Here is a 16,603-nt window from a genome sequence, read left to right as displayed (position 1 = left end):
GGCTAAAACTCCTAGTTTTTTGAAAGATAATGCTGATACACGCTTTGGATTCCTTCTCTCAAAGGGATTTTTGGCTTCCAGCCTAGAGCGTTGAGCTTACTTGAATCCATAAGCTTTTGATAAGTGCCATCAGGCTTACTTGTATCAAACACAAGCTCCCCTTCAAAGCCCACAATTTCTTTAATAAGATTTGCAAGTTCAGCGATACTCACATCACTGCCATAGCCGACATTAAGATGCGTATTGCGGATTTCATTTGGACAAATCTCATTGTGATGTGTAATACAATCTTTAAAGCTAAGATTCTGCATTACAAACACACAGGCTTCTGCCATATCATTTACGTGCAGTAGCTCTCTGCGTGGATTCCCGCTCCCCCATATTGCCACACTTCTTTCAGTGATACCATAGGTTTGCAAAAAGGCTTTTAGTTCCGCCCCTTGTAGCCCTACATCTTTCTCTACTTGCTCTAGCTTCCCAAGGGATAGGAGTTTGGCTAGATGAATCTTGCGAAGCAAAGCGGGTAAGACGTGTGAAGTCTGCAAGTTAAAATTATCATTGTTGCCATAAAGATTAGTTGGCATAACTGAAACAAAATCGCAACCATACTGCAACGCAAAGCTTTCACACATCTTTATTCCAGCGATTTTGGCAATAGCATAAGGTTCATTAGTGTATTCTAGCTCGCTAGTAAGCAGGGAATCTTCACGCATCGGTTGCTTGGCATTTTTGGGGTAAATGCATGAACTGCCCAAAAATAGAAGCTTTTTAACCTTGTATTTGTAGGCGTTAAAGATAATGTGATTTTGAATGGCGAGATTTTCATAGATAAAATCCGCACGATAGGTGTTATTTGCCACAATCCCGCCTACCTTTGCCGCAGCCAAAAATACATACTCCGGACGCACACTAGCAAAAAACTTTTCAACACTGACACTATCAAGTAAATTAAGTTCTTCTTTTGTTTTTGTGATGAGATTGTGATAGCCTTGTGATTGAAGCAAAGCAAGTATGCTTGAGCCTACAAGCCCCCTATGCCCAGCAATAAAGATTCTAGAATTCTTAGTCATAATTATCCCCTAGCTTGAAACAATATTGATAGCGGGATTTTATCACAAAATTTTATACAAAAAACAATAGACATAAAACACAAGAAATATAGAGTATAAAAACTTGCTTGACAAAAAAATAATTCTAACAATGCTTTAGTATTACTTATTTCATTTTTTTTGTGCGTTAAATATGATACAATAGAATTTCGTATTAATTTAAGTCTATGGAGTGTGTATGCGTGGTTATATGGTAAAGATTCTATTTTTGGTGAGTTTCACGCTTGGGACATTGTGTGCAAAAAACACCTTGATTATGGCGGTTTCAAGTAATATTTGCGTGATGAATCCACAAGGTTATCAGGGCAATGCGATGTTTGCTCAAAATAGCATTTATGAAGGCTTAGTGAGTGTGGATAAACAGGGCAGGATTATCCCGCATTTAGCCACTTCTTGGCAGATAAGTAAAGATGGGTTATCTTATACTTTCATCTTGCGTAAGGGGGTGAAATTTTCAAATGGGGAGACGTTTAACGCCGATGCAGTGCTTATTAATTTTGAATCTATTCTCAAAAACAAAGTGCGTCATTCTTGGAGTGGTTTGGTGAGCCATATTGAATCTGTAAAAAAGCTTGATGATTACAGCATAAAACTTACCCTAAAAGCCCCATATAGTCCAACGCTCAACGAATTAGCCGTGGTGCGTCCATTTAGATTCCTAGCCCCAAGTGCTTTTCCAAAAGATTTGGATTTAATTAAATATAATCCAAAGCCCATCGGCACAGGTGCGTATATGCTTGTAGATTCAAAGCTTGGCATAAGCGATACCTTGCAGAAAAATCCGCATTATTGGGACGCGGAGCGATATAATGGAATCTACTATGATGAGATAGTTTTAAAGGTTATTTTTGATCCAAATGCCAAACTTGCCGCCCTTAAAAGTGGGCAGATTGACTTGATTTATGGGAATGATCAAATTCCGCTTGAAATATTTAAAAGTATGCAAAATGACAAAAAGTTTGCTACCTATATGAGTTTGCCCCTATCTACCACAAGCCTTGTGTTTAACTCTAGCTCACCTAACCTTAAGCTTGGGGATTTTACGCTGAATCAAAAACTACGCAAAGGCTTAGGCTCTATGATTGATAAGCAAAAGCTTGTTTTAGCGGTGTATGGGGGGCTGCAAGAAGTGGCGGAGTGTTTTATGAGCTGTGAGTATCAGGCTAACAAGACAGGGCAGGGTAATGGGGCGGATTCTAAAGCCTTTGTGCTTTCACTTTTGAATAAAGAAAATATACCAAGCGGCGTGAATCCAGCCGTGCTAGAAAATCTTACTCAAAAAGGGATTGAGATTCTATTTAGTGGGGATAATCCAGCCCATAAAATGATGGCTGAAATAGTCCAAAGTGATTTACAAAAAGCAGGAATAAAAGTGCGACTTAAGGCAAGTGAGTCAAGTATGTATCAAAATCGCTTGTTAAAGGGGCAGTTTGACTTAGCCTTTAGCGAGACTTGGGGCGCACCCTATGAGCCTTTGAGTGTGTTGCATTCTATGCTTGTGCCCGGGCATATTGATTTTTCCGCACAATCAGGGCTAGAGAATAAGCCTTTGCTTGAAAAGGCTTTGCGTGATGTGATTGCTACAAATACAGAATCTAAGGATTTTAAAAGTAAGCTAAGTAAAGTATTGGTTATGCTTGAAAATAGTGGCGTGTATCTTCCGCTTACATTACAAAAAAATAAAGCCATCGCACATAAAAAGATGAAAGGCATACAAATGGGGGTTGTGGGGTATGAAGTGCCATTTTGGGAAATGTATGAGTAAGATTCAAAGCTGCGATTTGAGTGGCTGTAATACAAGATTCTATCAAAAGTGAGCAAAAAGCGTGAAGTCAATATTTATTTCTAGAATCTTGTGGATTATCCCCATTGTACTTATAAGCTCGTTTGTGGCATTTTGCTTGTTGCGTTTGGGTGGGAGCGATCCAGTGATGAGCTACATTTTACAATCAAATCTCCCCGCTACGCCTGAGCTAATAAATGAGCTAAAAGCGGAGTTTGGCTTAGATAAATCGCTTTTGACACAATATGCCTTGTGGCTTAAAGACGCCATAAGGCTTGATTTTGGCACTTCGTATATGACAGGTAGAAGTGTGAGCGAAGATTTTTTACATTTTTTGCCTACGACTTTGATGCTTGTGTGTTGTGGGTTTGTGTTAAGCTTTGCTTGTTCCTTGCTGCTTGGGATTTTAAGTGCGTATTATCATAATAGATTGCTGGATTTTGTGATAAGGATTTTTTGCTTTGTGGGTGTGAGTATGCCAAACTTTTGGCTTGCCTTTTTGCTTGTGCTGTTTTTTAGCGTTTATCTTGGGTGGCTTCCAGCTGTGGGAATGGAGGGGGGCAAAAGCTTTATTTTGCCTAGCGTGAGTATAGCTTTGATGTCTATGTGTATCAATGCTAGACTTATCCGTGCAAATATGCTAGAAGTGCAGAAAGAGCGGTATGTCGTGTATGCTAAAATGCGGAATATTCGCGGTGTGAGATTGCATATCGTGCATATTTTTTATAACGCATTTTTACCTATTCTTACCGCAATGGGTATGCATATAGGGGAGCTGATTGGCGGGGCGATTGTGATTGAGTGCGTGTTTGCGTTGCCCGGCATTGGGCTATATAGCATTCAAGGTATTGCTAATCACGATTATCCGGTGATTGAGTGCTTTATCGTGGTGATGTGTGTGTGCTTTGTGGTGTGTAATGCGATAGTGGATATTCTCTATAGTGTGCTTGACCCACGCGTAAGGGCGACTATGCAGAAGCAAAAGGGCAAGATTCTATGAGAGTAGATTCTCTAAGGGGGCTAAGCCTTTTAGGCAAGATGGATTTGTATGGAAAAATAGCTTTGTGCGGAGTGATGATTTTGTGTGTTATGGCGGTTTTTACCCCATTTATCGCACCCTATCCGCCTGATATGCAAAATCTTGATGCAAGGCTTTTCCCAAGCAGTGTGGAGCATATTTTAGGCACGGATTATTTAGGGAGGGATATATACTCTCGGCTTTTGTATGGCGCTAGAATCTCACTTGGTAGCACCTTTGTGATTTTAGCTTGGATTATGGTGTTAGGGATTTGCATAGGGGGATTATGCGGCTTTTTAGGTGGGTGGCTTGATAGTGTGTGTATGCGGATTTGTGATATTTTTATGAGTGTGCCTACAATCGCCCTTTCTCTGTTTATGGTGGGAATCTTAGGAGCTGGACTAGAAAATGTAATCCTTGCCATTGTTTTAACACATTGGGCGTGGTATGCAAGAATCGTGCGTGGAATTGTCTTTAGCCTTAAAAATAAGGAATATATCCTTTTATCTTATACATTTGGAGCAAGTGGATTTCAACGCTTTAAGCGACATCTTTTTACGCCTATTATGAGTCAATGTCTTGTGTTGGCAAGTATGGATGTGGGACATATTATACTGCATATTGCGGGGCTATCATTCCTAGGACTTGGGGTGCAGCCACCAAATGCAGAATGGGGTGTAATGATAAGTGAAGCAAAGGAGTATATGTGGGATTATCCGCATTTGATTATATATCCGGGATTGGCGTTATTTGTAAGCGTGGCGTTGTGTAATCTTGTGGGGGAGAGTTTGAGAGATGGGCTTGGAGTGAAAGTTGGGCTAGATGACATAAAAGGCGTAGGTAAAGATTTGGAGAATCTAGCCATAAGCGATATACAGAGTTTGAGCGTTGTGAATTTGAGTGTTGCCAAAAACAATTATAAGGGGCGGGATTCTAAGGGGGATTTGAATCTTAAGCGAGATTCTAAAACACAGGATTCTATAATGCTAGATTCTTGCACCAAGCTTTTATCGTCCATAGACTTGGAGCTAAAGCGTGGGGAATGTGTAGCACTGCTTGGCAGAAGTGGCAGTGGCAAGTCGCTTATCGCCTATGCGTTGCAGGGCTTTCTTGCTAATAATCTCACGCAAATAAGCGGCGAAGTGCGTCTTAATAATGTAGCGATAAATCCCGTGGCGTATCGGGGCAGGGCGTTTATAAGCATTATGCAAAATCCTAGGACTTGCTTTAATCCGCTTCTAACTCTCCACGCCCACTGCAAAGAGACTTTAAAAGCCCTGAAAAAGCCATATAATAAGGCATTTATCCTAGAGTGCTTTACACAAGCTGGACTAGATGTAGCCTATTTAGAATCTTATCCCTTTGAGCTAAGTGGGGGAATGCTACAAAGGGCGATGATAGCCCTTGCTTTGCTGACACAAGCACCTTTTATTATCGCCGATGAGCCTAGCAGTGATTTAGATAAAGGAAAAGCAAAGGAGATTCTAAGCACCTTAAAAAGTTTGCAAAAGCAAAAGTCTTTGGGGATTTTGCTTATCACGCACGATTTGGAGGTGGTAGCAGAGTATGCGGATTATGTCAATGTCATCTCTCAAGGCAGAATCATTGAAAAAGGGATTATTGAAAAAGGCAAGATTCAAAGAGATGGGCTTCAAAGAGATGAGACTAAAGGGCGTGGAAATGTAAGCGTGGAAAATACTCAAGGCGAGTGTATAAGCTCACCGCAAAGCTCAACATTAAAACGCCTAAATAGAATCTTGGCTCAAGGCATATCACACAATCACAAGAATCTGCCACAAGGGGAGTTATGCTAGAGCTAGAGAATATCTCTTTTTATCATCGCACTTATCGTGTGTTTTATAAGAGTGAAAAGCAGATTTTGTCGCATATTTCTTTGAAAATTGAGAGTAGGAGAAACTATGCGATTATGGGGAATAGCGGCTGTGGGAAAAGCACACTTGCACAAATAATGTGTGGAATCTTATCTCCTAGCCTTGATGAGCTAGGGCAGGTAGGGCAGGTGCGTTTTAATGGCAAGGCTCTTCATCTTAATGAGCTTAGTCAAAGGCGGAGCTTTTACTCACAAGTGCAAATGCTCTTTCAAGATTCTATTTCTAGCTTGAATCCGCGATTTAGCTGTTATGAAAATATATTAGAGCCGTTTTTGTATCTTGGGGCAGGGCAGAGAAAAGAGCAGATAGATAAGCGGATAGTTGAGCTATGCCAAAAGTTAGGTTTGCCTAAAGATATTTTAGGCAAAAGCGTAGCGATGATTTCCGGTGGGGAGGCACAGAGAATCTGCCTTATCCGTGCTTTATTGCTTAATCCTAGAATCTTAATTTTAGATGAGAGTTTATCAGGGCTTGATTATGAGCTATGCGATGAGGTATTGGCATTTTTGCGTGAGTGGCAGGGGGAGAGTAGGGCGAGTGTGGTGTTGATTACCCACGATGAAAACATTGCCCTGCGATTTTGTGAAAGGGTGTATTTGCTAGAGCAAGGCAAACTTAACACAATATGAAACTTATGCGTTCATTTGGTTTTATAGCCTATATTTTGGTAGGCTTAAGATTTTAGATTCTAAAACAAATATTGCATACTCAAAGTCTTTAGCCAATGATAAATAGCAGAATCCCTAAAAACCACTCTTTAAAAACGGATTTTAGAATCTGCTAAGACTTGTTTATTAAGATATGGCATTACTTTTTTTGTTTTATTACTCGCGGGGTCGTGCTTCATTCACTCGCAAGTTGCGTCCGCGAAAATCTTTTTCATTCAGTGCTTCAATAGCCTTTAACGCGGCATTATCTTCCATTTCAACAAACCCAAAACCTTTTGGTCTGCCACTTTCCCTGTCATTAATAAGTTTTGCAGAAAAAACCTCGCCAAATTGAGAAAATAGCTCTCTTAACTCATCTTGTGTAACCGCATAGACCAAATTTCCTACATAAAGTGTTTTCAAAGGAACTCCTAAATAAAGTAATATCCGCATTTATCGGGCGTTTGGTATGCTAAGATTTATTTACTTACAAGTCTCTTAAAAAAGGAGCTTTATGCTACTCGTTGCGTAAAACTTGCAAGGTATCTACCATTGCCGCCTTTTTTGCAGGATAATACGATGACAGACAGACAATAAGCACCGCTCCAAGAATGGTGAGTGAAAAATCTAAAAGTGATAAATCAAGCGGAAGTTTTGAGCTGCCATACACATCAGCGGGCAAAGAGATGATAGGAAAGGTATCTAGCACATACAATGCCACGCCCGTTAGCACAATGCCTAGCACAATGCCACTTAAGCCAATGGTATTGCCAACCCAGAAAAATACCCCTTTAATCTCCTGCCTACTCGCACCTAGTGAGAGAAGCAGGGCAATCTCTTTTCTACGATTCATCACAACCATAAGCAAGGAGCTAATAATATTCAAACTAGCCATTACGATAATCAGCATAAGCACGATAAAAAGTGCGCGTTTTTCAAGCTCCATAGCGGAGAAAAAGTTACCATTTTGCTGCCACCAGCCTTCAATCCCAGCTCTTTGTGGGAATTTTGTCTCCAAAAAATTGCGGATAGGTATAATATCCTCCATAGGCTTTGGTGTGTGGATATGGATACCATCATAAATGCCCGGCGGTAGTCGGCGGATTTTCTGCAAGGCACTTAAATTTGTATAGGTATAGGCTTCATCATACGCCCTAAGTCCAGATTCAAAGAATCCAGCAATGTTAAATCGCTTTGTAATGGGCGTGTAGCCAAAGCCAGAAGGCTCAAGCTGTGTGAAGAATAAATCCAGCTTATCATTGACTTCTAAGCCAAAGTTTTCTTCAAAACCCTTGCCAATAAGGATTGAAAACTCTTTTTGACTAAAGGCAAGGATATTTTGCTCCCTTATATTTTGTGGTGTTTGGATAGAATCTTGAGTATTATTTGCATTGTTAGAGTTGTCAAAATTTTGAGATTCTATAGAATCTTGCAGAATCTCTTGTGATTCTAAGGCTTTTCTTACCACTTCGTTGATTTGAGATTCTGCATTCATATCTACGCCAAAGACCATTGCTGCATTCATTGTGTTGCCTACTTTACCAACGGCTTGATAACGCAGATATGGGCTAAAGAGAAATTGCGGAAACTGCTTCTTTAAAGCCTCTAAAATCTCATCATCAACACCCGCATAAGTCATAGAATACACGCTCAAAGGGTAGTTCATCACAAAAAGTTTGCGTTCAAATTCCTTTGTCATACCATTCATTATAGCCATCGCCACACATAGCACCATCACACCAATGCCAACGCCAAAAAACGCTAAAAGTGCCGTGATAGAGATAAATGGCTGTGTTTTATCAAAGCGTAAATATCGCGGCAGTAAATAGAGAATCAAAGCTTTCATTAAGCAAGTAACCCTTTTTTTGGTCCGCTCTTGCCGTGGCAGAGTTTGTATTTTTTGCCACTACCACAAGGGCAAGGGTCGTTGCGAGAGATTTTTGCTTTTTGGGGCTTTGAACTTGAATCTTGTGCTTCAAAAGTTTGTAAATCTTCATTGAGTTCTTCTTGCATATCTTGGAGCATTTTATCAGCCACTTCCTCTTCTTGCTCTCGTAGCTGGATAATATGGAGCATTCTTGTTGTTTCGATTTTGAGATTCTCTATAAATTCCAAAAAGAGATTGTAGCTTTCCTTTTTGTATTCCACGAGCGGATCTTTTTGATTATAGCCTCTTAAACCGATACCGGTTTTGAGATTATCCATTGTGTAGAGATGCTCTCGCCACGAGCTATCAAGCACTTGTAAGTAGATGATGCGTTCAATTTGGGAGCGTTGGGAAGATTCTAGTTTTGACATTTTTTCTTCATAGCTTTGGCTCATTTGGGTGATAAGCTTTTCTAAAAGCTCATCATAGCTAAGATTTTCACAAGATTCTAGTTTGAATCCTAGCTCTTCACTAAGTTGAGCTTGAAGGGAAGATAAATCAAAATTAGAGGCATCATCACCGGGTAATATCTGTGCTTTATACAGCAAAGATTGTGCGGTGATTTCGCGGTTTGTTTTGATACGCTCTTCAAGGGAAAAATCTTCACTTAGTAGCTCATTTCTTAACTTATACACCGCCTTTCTTTGCTCATTTGCCACATCATCATATTCAAGCAAATGCTTTCTAGATTCAAAATGGAGATTTTCCACCTTTTTTTGCGCACTCTCCACCGAGCGTGTAACAAGCCCAGATTCTATATGTTCGCCTTCTTTCAAGCCTAGCCGCTCCATAATGCCTTTAATCTTATCACTCCCAAAGATTCTAAGCAGTGAATCTTCTAGGCTTAAATAAAATTGGCTCACTCCCGGATCGCCCTGTCTTCCAGCTCTACCGCGTAGTTGATTGTCAATGCGGCGACTCTCGTGTCTTTCCGTGCCGATGATATATAGCCCTCCAAGCTCTCTAATCTCATCTGTGATTTTTATATCAACCCCGCGTCCTGCCATATTTGTAGCAATGGTTACTGCTCCCTTAACGCCCGCATCTTTAATGATTTCAGCTTCCTTGCTGTGTTGTTTGGCATTAAGAATTGTGTGTGGGATTCTACATTTTTTAAGCAGTTCGTGGAGAATCTCACTCTTTTCAATACTTGCTGTCCCCACAAGCACGGGCTGCCCTTTCTTATGTAGCTCTGTAATCTTGTTGATGACAGCATTAAATTTCTCCCTTTCACTTTTATAAATTAAGTCATTTAAATCCCTGCGTTGCACAGGGACATTTGTAGGGATACTCACCACTTCAAGATTATAGATTTGTAAAAATTCAGTGGCTTCGGTTTGAGCTGTCCCTGTCATACCTGAGAGTTTTTCATACAAGCGGAAGTAGTTTTGGAATGTAATATCAGCCAAAGTTTGGCTTTCTTCTTTAATATCCACTTTTTCCTTTGCTTCAATGGCTTGGTGCAGTCCTTCACTAAAGCGTCTGCCCTCACTTAGCCTACCGGTAAATTCATCAACAATCACCACTTCATTATCCTGCACGACATAGTCTTTGTCTTTAATAAAAAGATAGTTTGCTTTCAAAGCTTGGTCTAGGTGGTGGGATAAAGTGGCGTTTTCTATGCTGTAAAGATTATCTACCTTAAATAAAGATTCAGCATTTTTAATCCCCTCTTCTGTGAGTAAAATCACGCGATTTTTCTCATCTATGGTAAAGTCTATTTCATTTTTAAGCTTTTGGGCTACGCTATTAGCGATTTGATAATGCTCTAGTGTGCGATTAACCGGACCGGATATGATAAGGGGCGTTCTAGCTTCATCTATAAGGATAGAATCTACTTCATCAATAATGGCAAAATAATGCTCCCTTTGGACTTTTTGGCTTAAATCGTATTTCATATTATCACGCAAATAATCAAAGCCAAACTCATTATTTGTGCCATAGACAATATCCGCCCTGTAAGCTTCAAGCCGTGCATTATCATCACGCAAATCATTAGTGATAATCCCCACACTAAAGCCTAAGAAGTTATACAATGGCTCTAGCTCCTTTGCATCGCGGTTAGCAAGATAGTCATTCACAGTTACTACGTGAACGCCTCGCCCACAAAGTGCGTTTAAGCACACTGCAAGTGTGGCTACAAGCGTTTTGCCTTCTCCTGTTTTCATTTCCGCTATGCGTCCATCATTAAGCGTCATACCGCCGATAAGCTGCACATCAAAATGTCGCATACCAAGTGTGCGTTTGCTTGCTTCGCGCGTGAACGCAAAGCTTTTGTGCAATACATCTTGCAAGGAAGCTTCACCATTTTGCACAAGTATCTTTAGCTCATTAAAAGCATTTTGCAACTCTGTATCACTAAGTGAGGCATAGCTAGATTCTAAGGCATTTATTTTTTGCACTTCTTTGGTGTAGAGTTTGATGAGTTTATTATTGCGTGAGCCAAGTATTTTTGAAACAAGAGATTTTAGCATTGAAAAGCCTTTGATATAAAATGATGTGAAAAAGTTTGGGTTTAAATTTAGCAAACCATTTGAGCAAACTTGAAAAATTAGGCGGTATTCTAGCACATTTTTAACGCAATTTGTAACATACTTTGGGTAAAATCCCGGCTTTAAAACAAAAGATTACAAGGCAAATAAGATAAAAGGAGTAAAAATGAAAATTTTTAGAATCTGTGTGTTGGTGTTGCTAAGTTTGAACCTTAGCTTTGCGTTGGGGGAAAATCTCCAAAGCATTGAGGCGGATTTTGAGCAGTTTATTGTCAGTGAAGAAGGGATTCCAGCCCATTATGAGGGTAAAATCTATGGAAAAGCCCCAAACAAAGTGAAATGGGACTATACAAATCCTTTAAAAAAAGAAATTTATATGAAAGACAATGCTGTGCTTATCTATGAGCCAAGCCTTGAGCAGGTCAGTCGCTCACATTTGAAAGAAAAAACGGATTTTATCTCTATTATCAAATCTGCTAAAAAACAGCCTGATGGCACATATCACACAAAGATTGAAGGCACACAATATGTGCTTTTTGTGGATAAAAATGACACGCCAGAACGCATTGAATTTGTGGATTCTATGGGATCAAAGACGATATTAAAACTCACAAAGGTTAAGCTTAATCCAAAGATTCAAGATAAGATTTTTGAGTTTAGCATTCCCAAGGGTGTTGAGGTTGTGGATATAAAAACGCGATAGCAAAGGGGTTTAAGAATGTTTGATTTTCACACACACAATAAGCCACAAATCGCACACAAAGAAGTATTATGTGATAGCTTGAGTCCTTTATCTGTGCTTTTTGCACTCAAAGCAAAGGTGCTTTTAGAATCTGCATACAATGAAACGGGCAAGGATAGATACTCGCTTGTGATTTTAAATGAAGCTTTTAGGGTGTATAAGGAAGAGGGCATACATTATCTTGTAGTAAAAGGTGTGAAAACGCCCTTGCATCAGGCATTACAAGGCTATCTCACAAGCGAGAATATCAAAAAATCTTTAGGGATAAGGGCGGATTCTGTGGGTTTTGCAGAATCTAGAGAATCTAAAGGGGCGGATTCTAAGCAGGACTTTTTAGAGAATTTAGCCATTGTGAGAAGTCTTGCTCCAAAGCCAGAGCAAAGCCCACATTTACCACTAGATTTGCCCCTGCCACTTGGTGGGGCGGGATATATCGGCTATGAGTTTTTTACCGAGATTGAAAATGTGGAGTTTAGTAATCCACCACTGTATAATGCACCAGAATGTGGCTTTATCTTTGGAAGAGATTTTCTCATTTTTGATCATTTGTTTGATAGACTGCATATTGTGAGTGTAAGCTATGCGTATGAAAAAGAAGCCATTGATGTGGCAGGGCGAGTGGCTAGTATTGCTAAAAAGCTAGAAACTTTAAATGTAGCTTCATCGTCTTTAGAATCTACGCCAGATTCACAGGCTCAAGGCTATGAGATACAAAATGCCACTTCCCAAAAAGAATATGAAACAATGGTAGAAAAGATTAAAGATTCAATCTATAAAGGAGACTTGCTGCAATGTGTGCCAAGCCAATCTATGCAGGTAAAATCCCCTATCCCGCCACTTCAGGCGTATAGAAATCTGCGTCATCAAAATCCTAGCCCCTATATGTTTTATTATGATTTTGATGATTTTGTGATTTTGGGAGCAAGTCCGGAGATTATGATTCGCCTAAAAACAAGTGATGAGATAAGCCATTTTATCCTGCGACCCATTGCGGGGACACGCCCAAGGGGCAAAAGTGTAGCAGAGGATTTAGAGCTTGAAAAAGAGCTTTTAAATGATGAAAAAGAAAATGCCGAGCATTTAATGCTCTTAGATTTGGCAAGAAATGACGCGGGAAAAGTGAGTGTGGGCGGAGGCGTGAGTGTGATAGCAAGGAATAAGATTGAGCGATATTCGCGTGTTATGCATATTGTCTCATCAGTGCAAGGGGAGCTAGATTCTAAGCGTTTTGCAAAAAGAGATGCACTCAAGGCTGCATTCCCCGCTGGGACACTAAGCGGTGCGCCAAAGATTGCCGCCATAGAAATGATAGAATCCTTAGAATCTACGCGTAGGGGTGTGTATGGCGGAGCGATAGGCTATTTTACGCAAAATGAAGATATGGACTTTGCTATTGCTATTCGCAGTGCTGTGTATCAAAATGGCGTTTATTATATGCGTTCTGGTGCTGGTGTGGTGCAAGATTCAAATCCTAGGGCAGAATACCTTGAGACACAAAATAAGATTCAATCCTTGTTAGATATGCTAAGGGGGCAGAATGAAGTGGAGCAGGGTAAAGTCAAGCAAAATAATGGAGAGCGGAATAAAAAAGGATTAAAGGAGGGGGCAGAATGATTTTATTGATTGATAATTACGATTCTTTTACCTTTAATATTTATCAGGCTTTTTACCGCTTTGGCTTTCCTATTCAAGTCGCAAGAAGCGATAAGATAAGCATTCAAGAGATAAAAGATATAAATCCGCAATATATCATCATCGGTCCGGGTCCAAAAAGCCCAAAAGAAGCGGGAATATCCATTGAGATTGTAAAGGAGTTTCAAGGCATTATCCCCATTCTTGGAATCTGCCTAGGACATCAGGCGATTATGGCGGCTTTTGGTATGGAGATAGTAAATGCTAAACATATCATTCACGGCAAAGTTGAGCCAATAAAACATAATCAAAAAGGGCTTTTTCGCAATATCGCACAAAATACGCCTATCGTGCGGTATCACTCGCTTGTGGGTAGAGTGCAGGATTTGCCCACAAGCTTAGAGGTGAGCGCGTGGAGTGAAGATGGCGAGATTATGGCGATTACTCATAAGTCGTATCATCTTGTGGGTGTGCAGTTTCACCCAGAATCTATTGGCACAATTGATGGTGAAAAAATGCTACTTAATTTCCTGCATTATAGAAATGAGATTATCCCCATAAAAGATTATCTAAAAAGCACATTACAAGGGCAGAATCTTAGCTTTAAACAAGCCTATGATGTGATGGATGAGATTACAGAAGGGAATGTGAATGATGCGCAAATTGGCAGTATTCTTACAAGCCTTGAGATAAAAGGGGTAAATGAAGAGGAGCTAGCCGGCTTTGCTTCTGTGCTAAAGAAAAAGGCAATTTCCTTTGCTTTGCCTAAGAGTGATGAGGTGCGGCTTGATATGGTAGGCACGGGCGGCAGTCCCAATAAGACTTTTAATGTTTCTACAACAAGTGCTTTGCTCCTTGCTACTGGTGGAGTGAAGATTATTAAACACGGCAATAAGGCTGTAACCTCGCAATCTGGCTCGGTTGATTTGCTTCAAGCCTTGGGGGTTAATATCAATATGGAGATTCACACCGCTCAAAATATCTATAATCAGCTAGGCATTACATTTTTGTTTGCTCAAAAGTTTCACGCTGCTATGCGGTTTGCCGCTCCAGCAAGGGCAAGTCTAGGCTTTAAGACAGCTTTTAATCTTATCGGTCCCCTAGCAAATCCTGCGAGTGTTACCCATCAATGTATTGGTGTATTTGATAAAGCTTATACGGAGATTATGGCTAGGGCTTTAGCGATTTTAGGCATAAAAAGAGCGATAGTTGTAAGTGGCTTTGATAACTATGATGAGATTTCACTCTCCGCCCCTACACAAATTACAGAGCTAGATAATGGCAAGATTCACAGCTATGTGTTTAATCCCTCTGTTGTGGGGCTAGACTTTGTCCCTTATAGTGTGCTAAAAGGCGGGGATAGTGAAGAGAATAAACAAATCACGCTTGATATTTTTAACTCCAAATTACCTGTGAAATCTTCCCCAAAAGCCCAGCTTGTCGCTCTCAATACCGGGGCGGGATTGTATCTAGCAGGGAAGGCAGAGAGCATAAAAGAGGGCTATTTCCTAGCAGAAAAGATTATAGAATCTAAGCGTGTGCTTGAAGTGCTAGATGCGTTTGCAAAGCTATCAAAAGAGTAGTGTCAAAAGAGTAGTGGCATCAAAGAAATTTATATAGAGAGCCTTTGTAGTAATGCAGGGTAGAATTTTGCCTCTTTGCGTAAGGCTTTGCGATGAGCTTTGGCATTTGGGCAGAATCTTTCTACAAGATTCCAAAAACTTTGTGAGTGATTTTTATGCACGATGTGGCTTAACTCGTGGATAATCACATAATCAATGAGTTTTTTATCCGCAAAAATGAGCATAAATGAGAATTTTAAGCGATTGTCAAAAGTGCAGCTCCCAAAGCGACTAAGGGCATTTGTGATTTTTATATCCTTATACACAAGCCCCATAAGCGAAGCATAAAAGGCACATTGTTGCGTGATGTATTCTAAAAGTAAAGTGCGTAAAATGGCTTTAAGGCGGTGGGGTTGTGGGGAGTTGGGCGTAGATTCTGCGGTAGATTCTGTCAAAATCTTTTCATACCTTAGCCACTCTCCAAAGACAAGTATTTCTCCTGTGTGAGATTGTAAAAAAATGTGAGAATCTTGCTTTTGTGTTTGGAGCTTAGCAAGGGTAGTGTGAATCCAGCTTTGATGAGTGTGAATAAAATCTAAAATCTGCTCTTGGCTAAAGGCTTTAGGCACACGCACATACACAGATAAATCCGCCTTAATCACAATGCGTGGATACATAATCGCCTTAGATTCAATATAAATGGACTTGGCGTTGGGATAGGAATTTTGCAGAGCTTTTAACATAATATTGCCACTTTTAGCTATAATCTTGCCTTTTATTATAACGCAATGGAGAAAATATGAAAGTTTTACTTTTAGAGAATGTGCAGGGGCTTGGCAAAAAGGGCGAGATTGTAGAAGTCAAAGATGGTTATGGGCAAAACTTCCTTATCGCTAAGGGCAAGGCAAAACACGCTACAAATGAAGTGATTAATAAATATAAGGCAGAGCAGAGAAAATTAGCCGAGCTTGAAGCCCTTGAAATTGCCGAACTTAAGCAATTAAAACAAACTTTAGAATCTTTACATCTTGTTTTAGAGAAAAAAGTTGGGGCAAATGATACGCTTTTTGGCTCTATTACAAAAGATGAGATAGCCCAAGCCTTACTCGCACATAAAATTGAAATTGATAAAAAGCATATTGAGATTGATAAGGCAATAAAGCATATTGGCGATTTTTCCGCTCTTGTAAAACTTGGACACAGCATAAATGCTACGCTTAAGCTCACTATCAAAGCACAAAAGGATTAATAATGTTTGAAGCGACAACCATACTTGGCTATAAGGGCGAATTTGAAGGGAAGAAATGTGCTATTATCGGCGGCGATGGGCAAGTAACCTTTGGGAATTGTGTATTGAAAAATAATGCCACAAAAATCCGCACGCTTTATAATGGGCAGATTCTAAGCGGCTTTGCGGGAAGCACGGCTGATGCGTTTTCTTTATTTGATATGTTTGAGCGGATTTTGGAAGGACGCAAGGGCGATTTGGTGCGAAGTGTGCTTGAGTTTAGCAAAGAATGGCGTAAGGATAAGTATTTGCGAAAGCTTGAAGCGATGATGATTGTGCTAAATACCGAGCATATTTATATTTTAAGTGGGACAGGCGATGTGGTGGAGCCAGAAGATGGCAAGATTGCTGCGATTGGCAGTGGGGGGAACTATGCTCTAAGTGCGGCTAGGGCATTAGACAGATACGCACAGATTCCGCCAAAGGAGCTTGTGGAGAAGTCTTTGCATATCGCAGGGGAGCTATGTATCTACACAAATACAAATATTAGAATCTTAGAACTTTAATGGAG

Annotated in this window: 14 protein-coding genes; 9 read left to right on the top strand and 5 right to left on the bottom strand. The window is 40.1% G+C overall.

Annotation, left to right across the window (positions count from 1 at the left end; genetic code table 11):
* Window positions 1-11: 11 nt before the first annotated feature.
* The gene (locus LS74_RS03705) at window positions 12-1,070 is read right to left on the bottom strand and encodes a GDP-L-fucose synthase family protein (RefSeq protein ID WP_034586539.1); all 1,059 of its coding nucleotides are present in this window, start codon (window positions 1,068-1,070) and stop codon (window positions 12-14) included.
* A gap of 217 nt (window positions 1,071-1,287) precedes the next feature.
* Here LS74_RS03705 and nikA point away from each other — a divergent pair, with 217 nt between their 5' ends.
* The 4 genes from nikA (at window position 1,288) to LS74_RS03685 (ending at window position 6,431) form a co-directional block, all read left to right on the top strand.
* Complete coding sequence (gene nikA, locus LS74_RS03700; RefSeq protein WP_138128827.1) at window positions 1,288-2,874, top strand: nickel ABC transporter substrate-binding protein; 1,587 nt, start codon at window positions 1,288-1,290, stop codon at window positions 2,872-2,874.
* Window positions 2,875-2,935: 61 nt separating this feature from the next.
* Window positions 2,936-3,892 carry an ABC transporter permease subunit gene (locus tag LS74_RS03695; RefSeq protein WP_236096792.1) on the top strand — a complete coding sequence of 319 codons (957 nt, stop codon included), beginning with the start codon at window positions 2,936-2,938 and terminating at the stop codon, window positions 3,890-3,892.
* Window positions 3,889-5,724, top strand: coding sequence for a nickel ABC transporter permease subunit NikC (gene nikC / locus LS74_RS03690; protein ID WP_034586530.1), 1,836 nt, complete (start codon window positions 3,889-3,891; stop codon window positions 5,722-5,724). The genes LS74_RS03695 and nikC overlap by 4 nt, the downstream gene beginning before the upstream one ends.
* Complete coding sequence (locus LS74_RS03685) at window positions 5,718-6,431, top strand: ABC transporter ATP-binding protein (RefSeq protein ID WP_138128825.1); 714 nt, start codon at window positions 5,718-5,720, stop codon at window positions 6,429-6,431. Before nikC ends, LS74_RS03685 begins: the two co-directional genes overlap by 7 nt.
* A gap of 195 nt (window positions 6,432-6,626) precedes the next feature.
* Here LS74_RS03685 and LS74_RS03680 read toward each other — a convergent pair whose 3' ends face one another.
* From LS74_RS03680 to secA, 3 genes are all read right to left on the bottom strand, one after another.
* On the bottom strand, window positions 6,627-6,872 hold the full coding sequence (locus LS74_RS03680; protein ID WP_034589177.1) for an RNA recognition motif domain-containing protein: 246 nt from the start codon (window positions 6,870-6,872) through the stop codon (window positions 6,627-6,629).
* A gap of 94 nt (window positions 6,873-6,966) precedes the next feature.
* On the bottom strand, window positions 6,967-8,295 hold the full coding sequence (locus tag LS74_RS03675; protein ID WP_034589179.1) for an ABC transporter permease: 1,329 nt from the start codon (window positions 8,293-8,295) through the stop codon (window positions 6,967-6,969).
* A complete protein-coding gene (gene secA / locus LS74_RS03670; protein ID WP_138128823.1) occupies window positions 8,295-10,850 on the bottom strand; it encodes a preprotein translocase subunit SecA in 2,556 nt (851 codons plus the stop codon). Before secA ends, LS74_RS03675 begins: the two co-directional genes overlap by 1 nt.
* A gap of 184 nt (window positions 10,851-11,034) precedes the next feature.
* Between secA and lolA the strand changes: the two genes are divergently transcribed.
* From lolA to LS74_RS03655, 3 genes are read left to right on the top strand one after another with little or no spacing between them, the layout of a single operon-like run.
* On the top strand, window positions 11,035-11,571 hold the full coding sequence (lolA, locus tag LS74_RS03665) for a LolA-like outer membrane lipoprotein chaperone (protein ID WP_034589374.1): 537 nt from the start codon (window positions 11,035-11,037) through the stop codon (window positions 11,569-11,571).
* 15 nt (window positions 11,572-11,586) lie between these two features.
* Window positions 11,587-13,224 (top strand): chorismate-binding protein, encoded by a 1,638-nt coding sequence (locus LS74_RS03660; protein ID WP_138128821.1) that lies wholly within the window; start codon window positions 11,587-11,589, stop codon window positions 13,222-13,224.
* On the top strand, window positions 13,221-14,825 hold the full coding sequence (locus LS74_RS03655; RefSeq protein WP_034588725.1) for a bifunctional anthranilate synthase component II/anthranilate phosphoribosyltransferase: 1,605 nt from the start codon (window positions 13,221-13,223) through the stop codon (window positions 14,823-14,825). The genes LS74_RS03660 and LS74_RS03655 overlap by 4 nt, the downstream gene beginning before the upstream one ends.
* Window positions 14,826-14,854: 29 nt before the next feature.
* Here LS74_RS03655 and LS74_RS03650 read toward each other — a convergent pair whose 3' ends face one another.
* Window positions 14,855-15,547 carry a M48 family metallopeptidase gene (locus LS74_RS03650; RefSeq protein WP_034588723.1) on the bottom strand — a complete coding sequence of 231 codons (693 nt, stop codon included), beginning with the start codon at window positions 15,545-15,547 and terminating at the stop codon, window positions 14,855-14,857.
* 56 nt (window positions 15,548-15,603) lie between these two features.
* Between LS74_RS03650 and rplI the strand changes: the two genes are divergently transcribed.
* Together rplI and hslV are read left to right on the top strand one after the other, a co-directional pair.
* Window positions 15,604-16,053, top strand: coding sequence for a 50S ribosomal protein L9 (rplI, locus tag LS74_RS03645; RefSeq protein ID WP_034588721.1), 450 nt, complete (start codon window positions 15,604-15,606; stop codon window positions 16,051-16,053).
* 2 nt (window positions 16,054-16,055) lie between these two features.
* On the top strand, window positions 16,056-16,598 hold the full coding sequence (gene hslV, locus LS74_RS03640) for an ATP-dependent protease subunit HslV (protein ID WP_034588718.1): 543 nt from the start codon (window positions 16,056-16,058) through the stop codon (window positions 16,596-16,598).
* Window positions 16,599-16,603 lie beyond the last annotated feature (5 nt).

It is taken from the genome of Helicobacter magdeburgensis (assembly GCF_000765825.2).
GTDB lineage: Bacteria > Campylobacterota > Campylobacteria > Campylobacterales > Helicobacteraceae > Helicobacter_C > Helicobacter_C magdeburgensis.
This window is presented reverse-complemented; position numbering and strand designations above follow the sequence as displayed.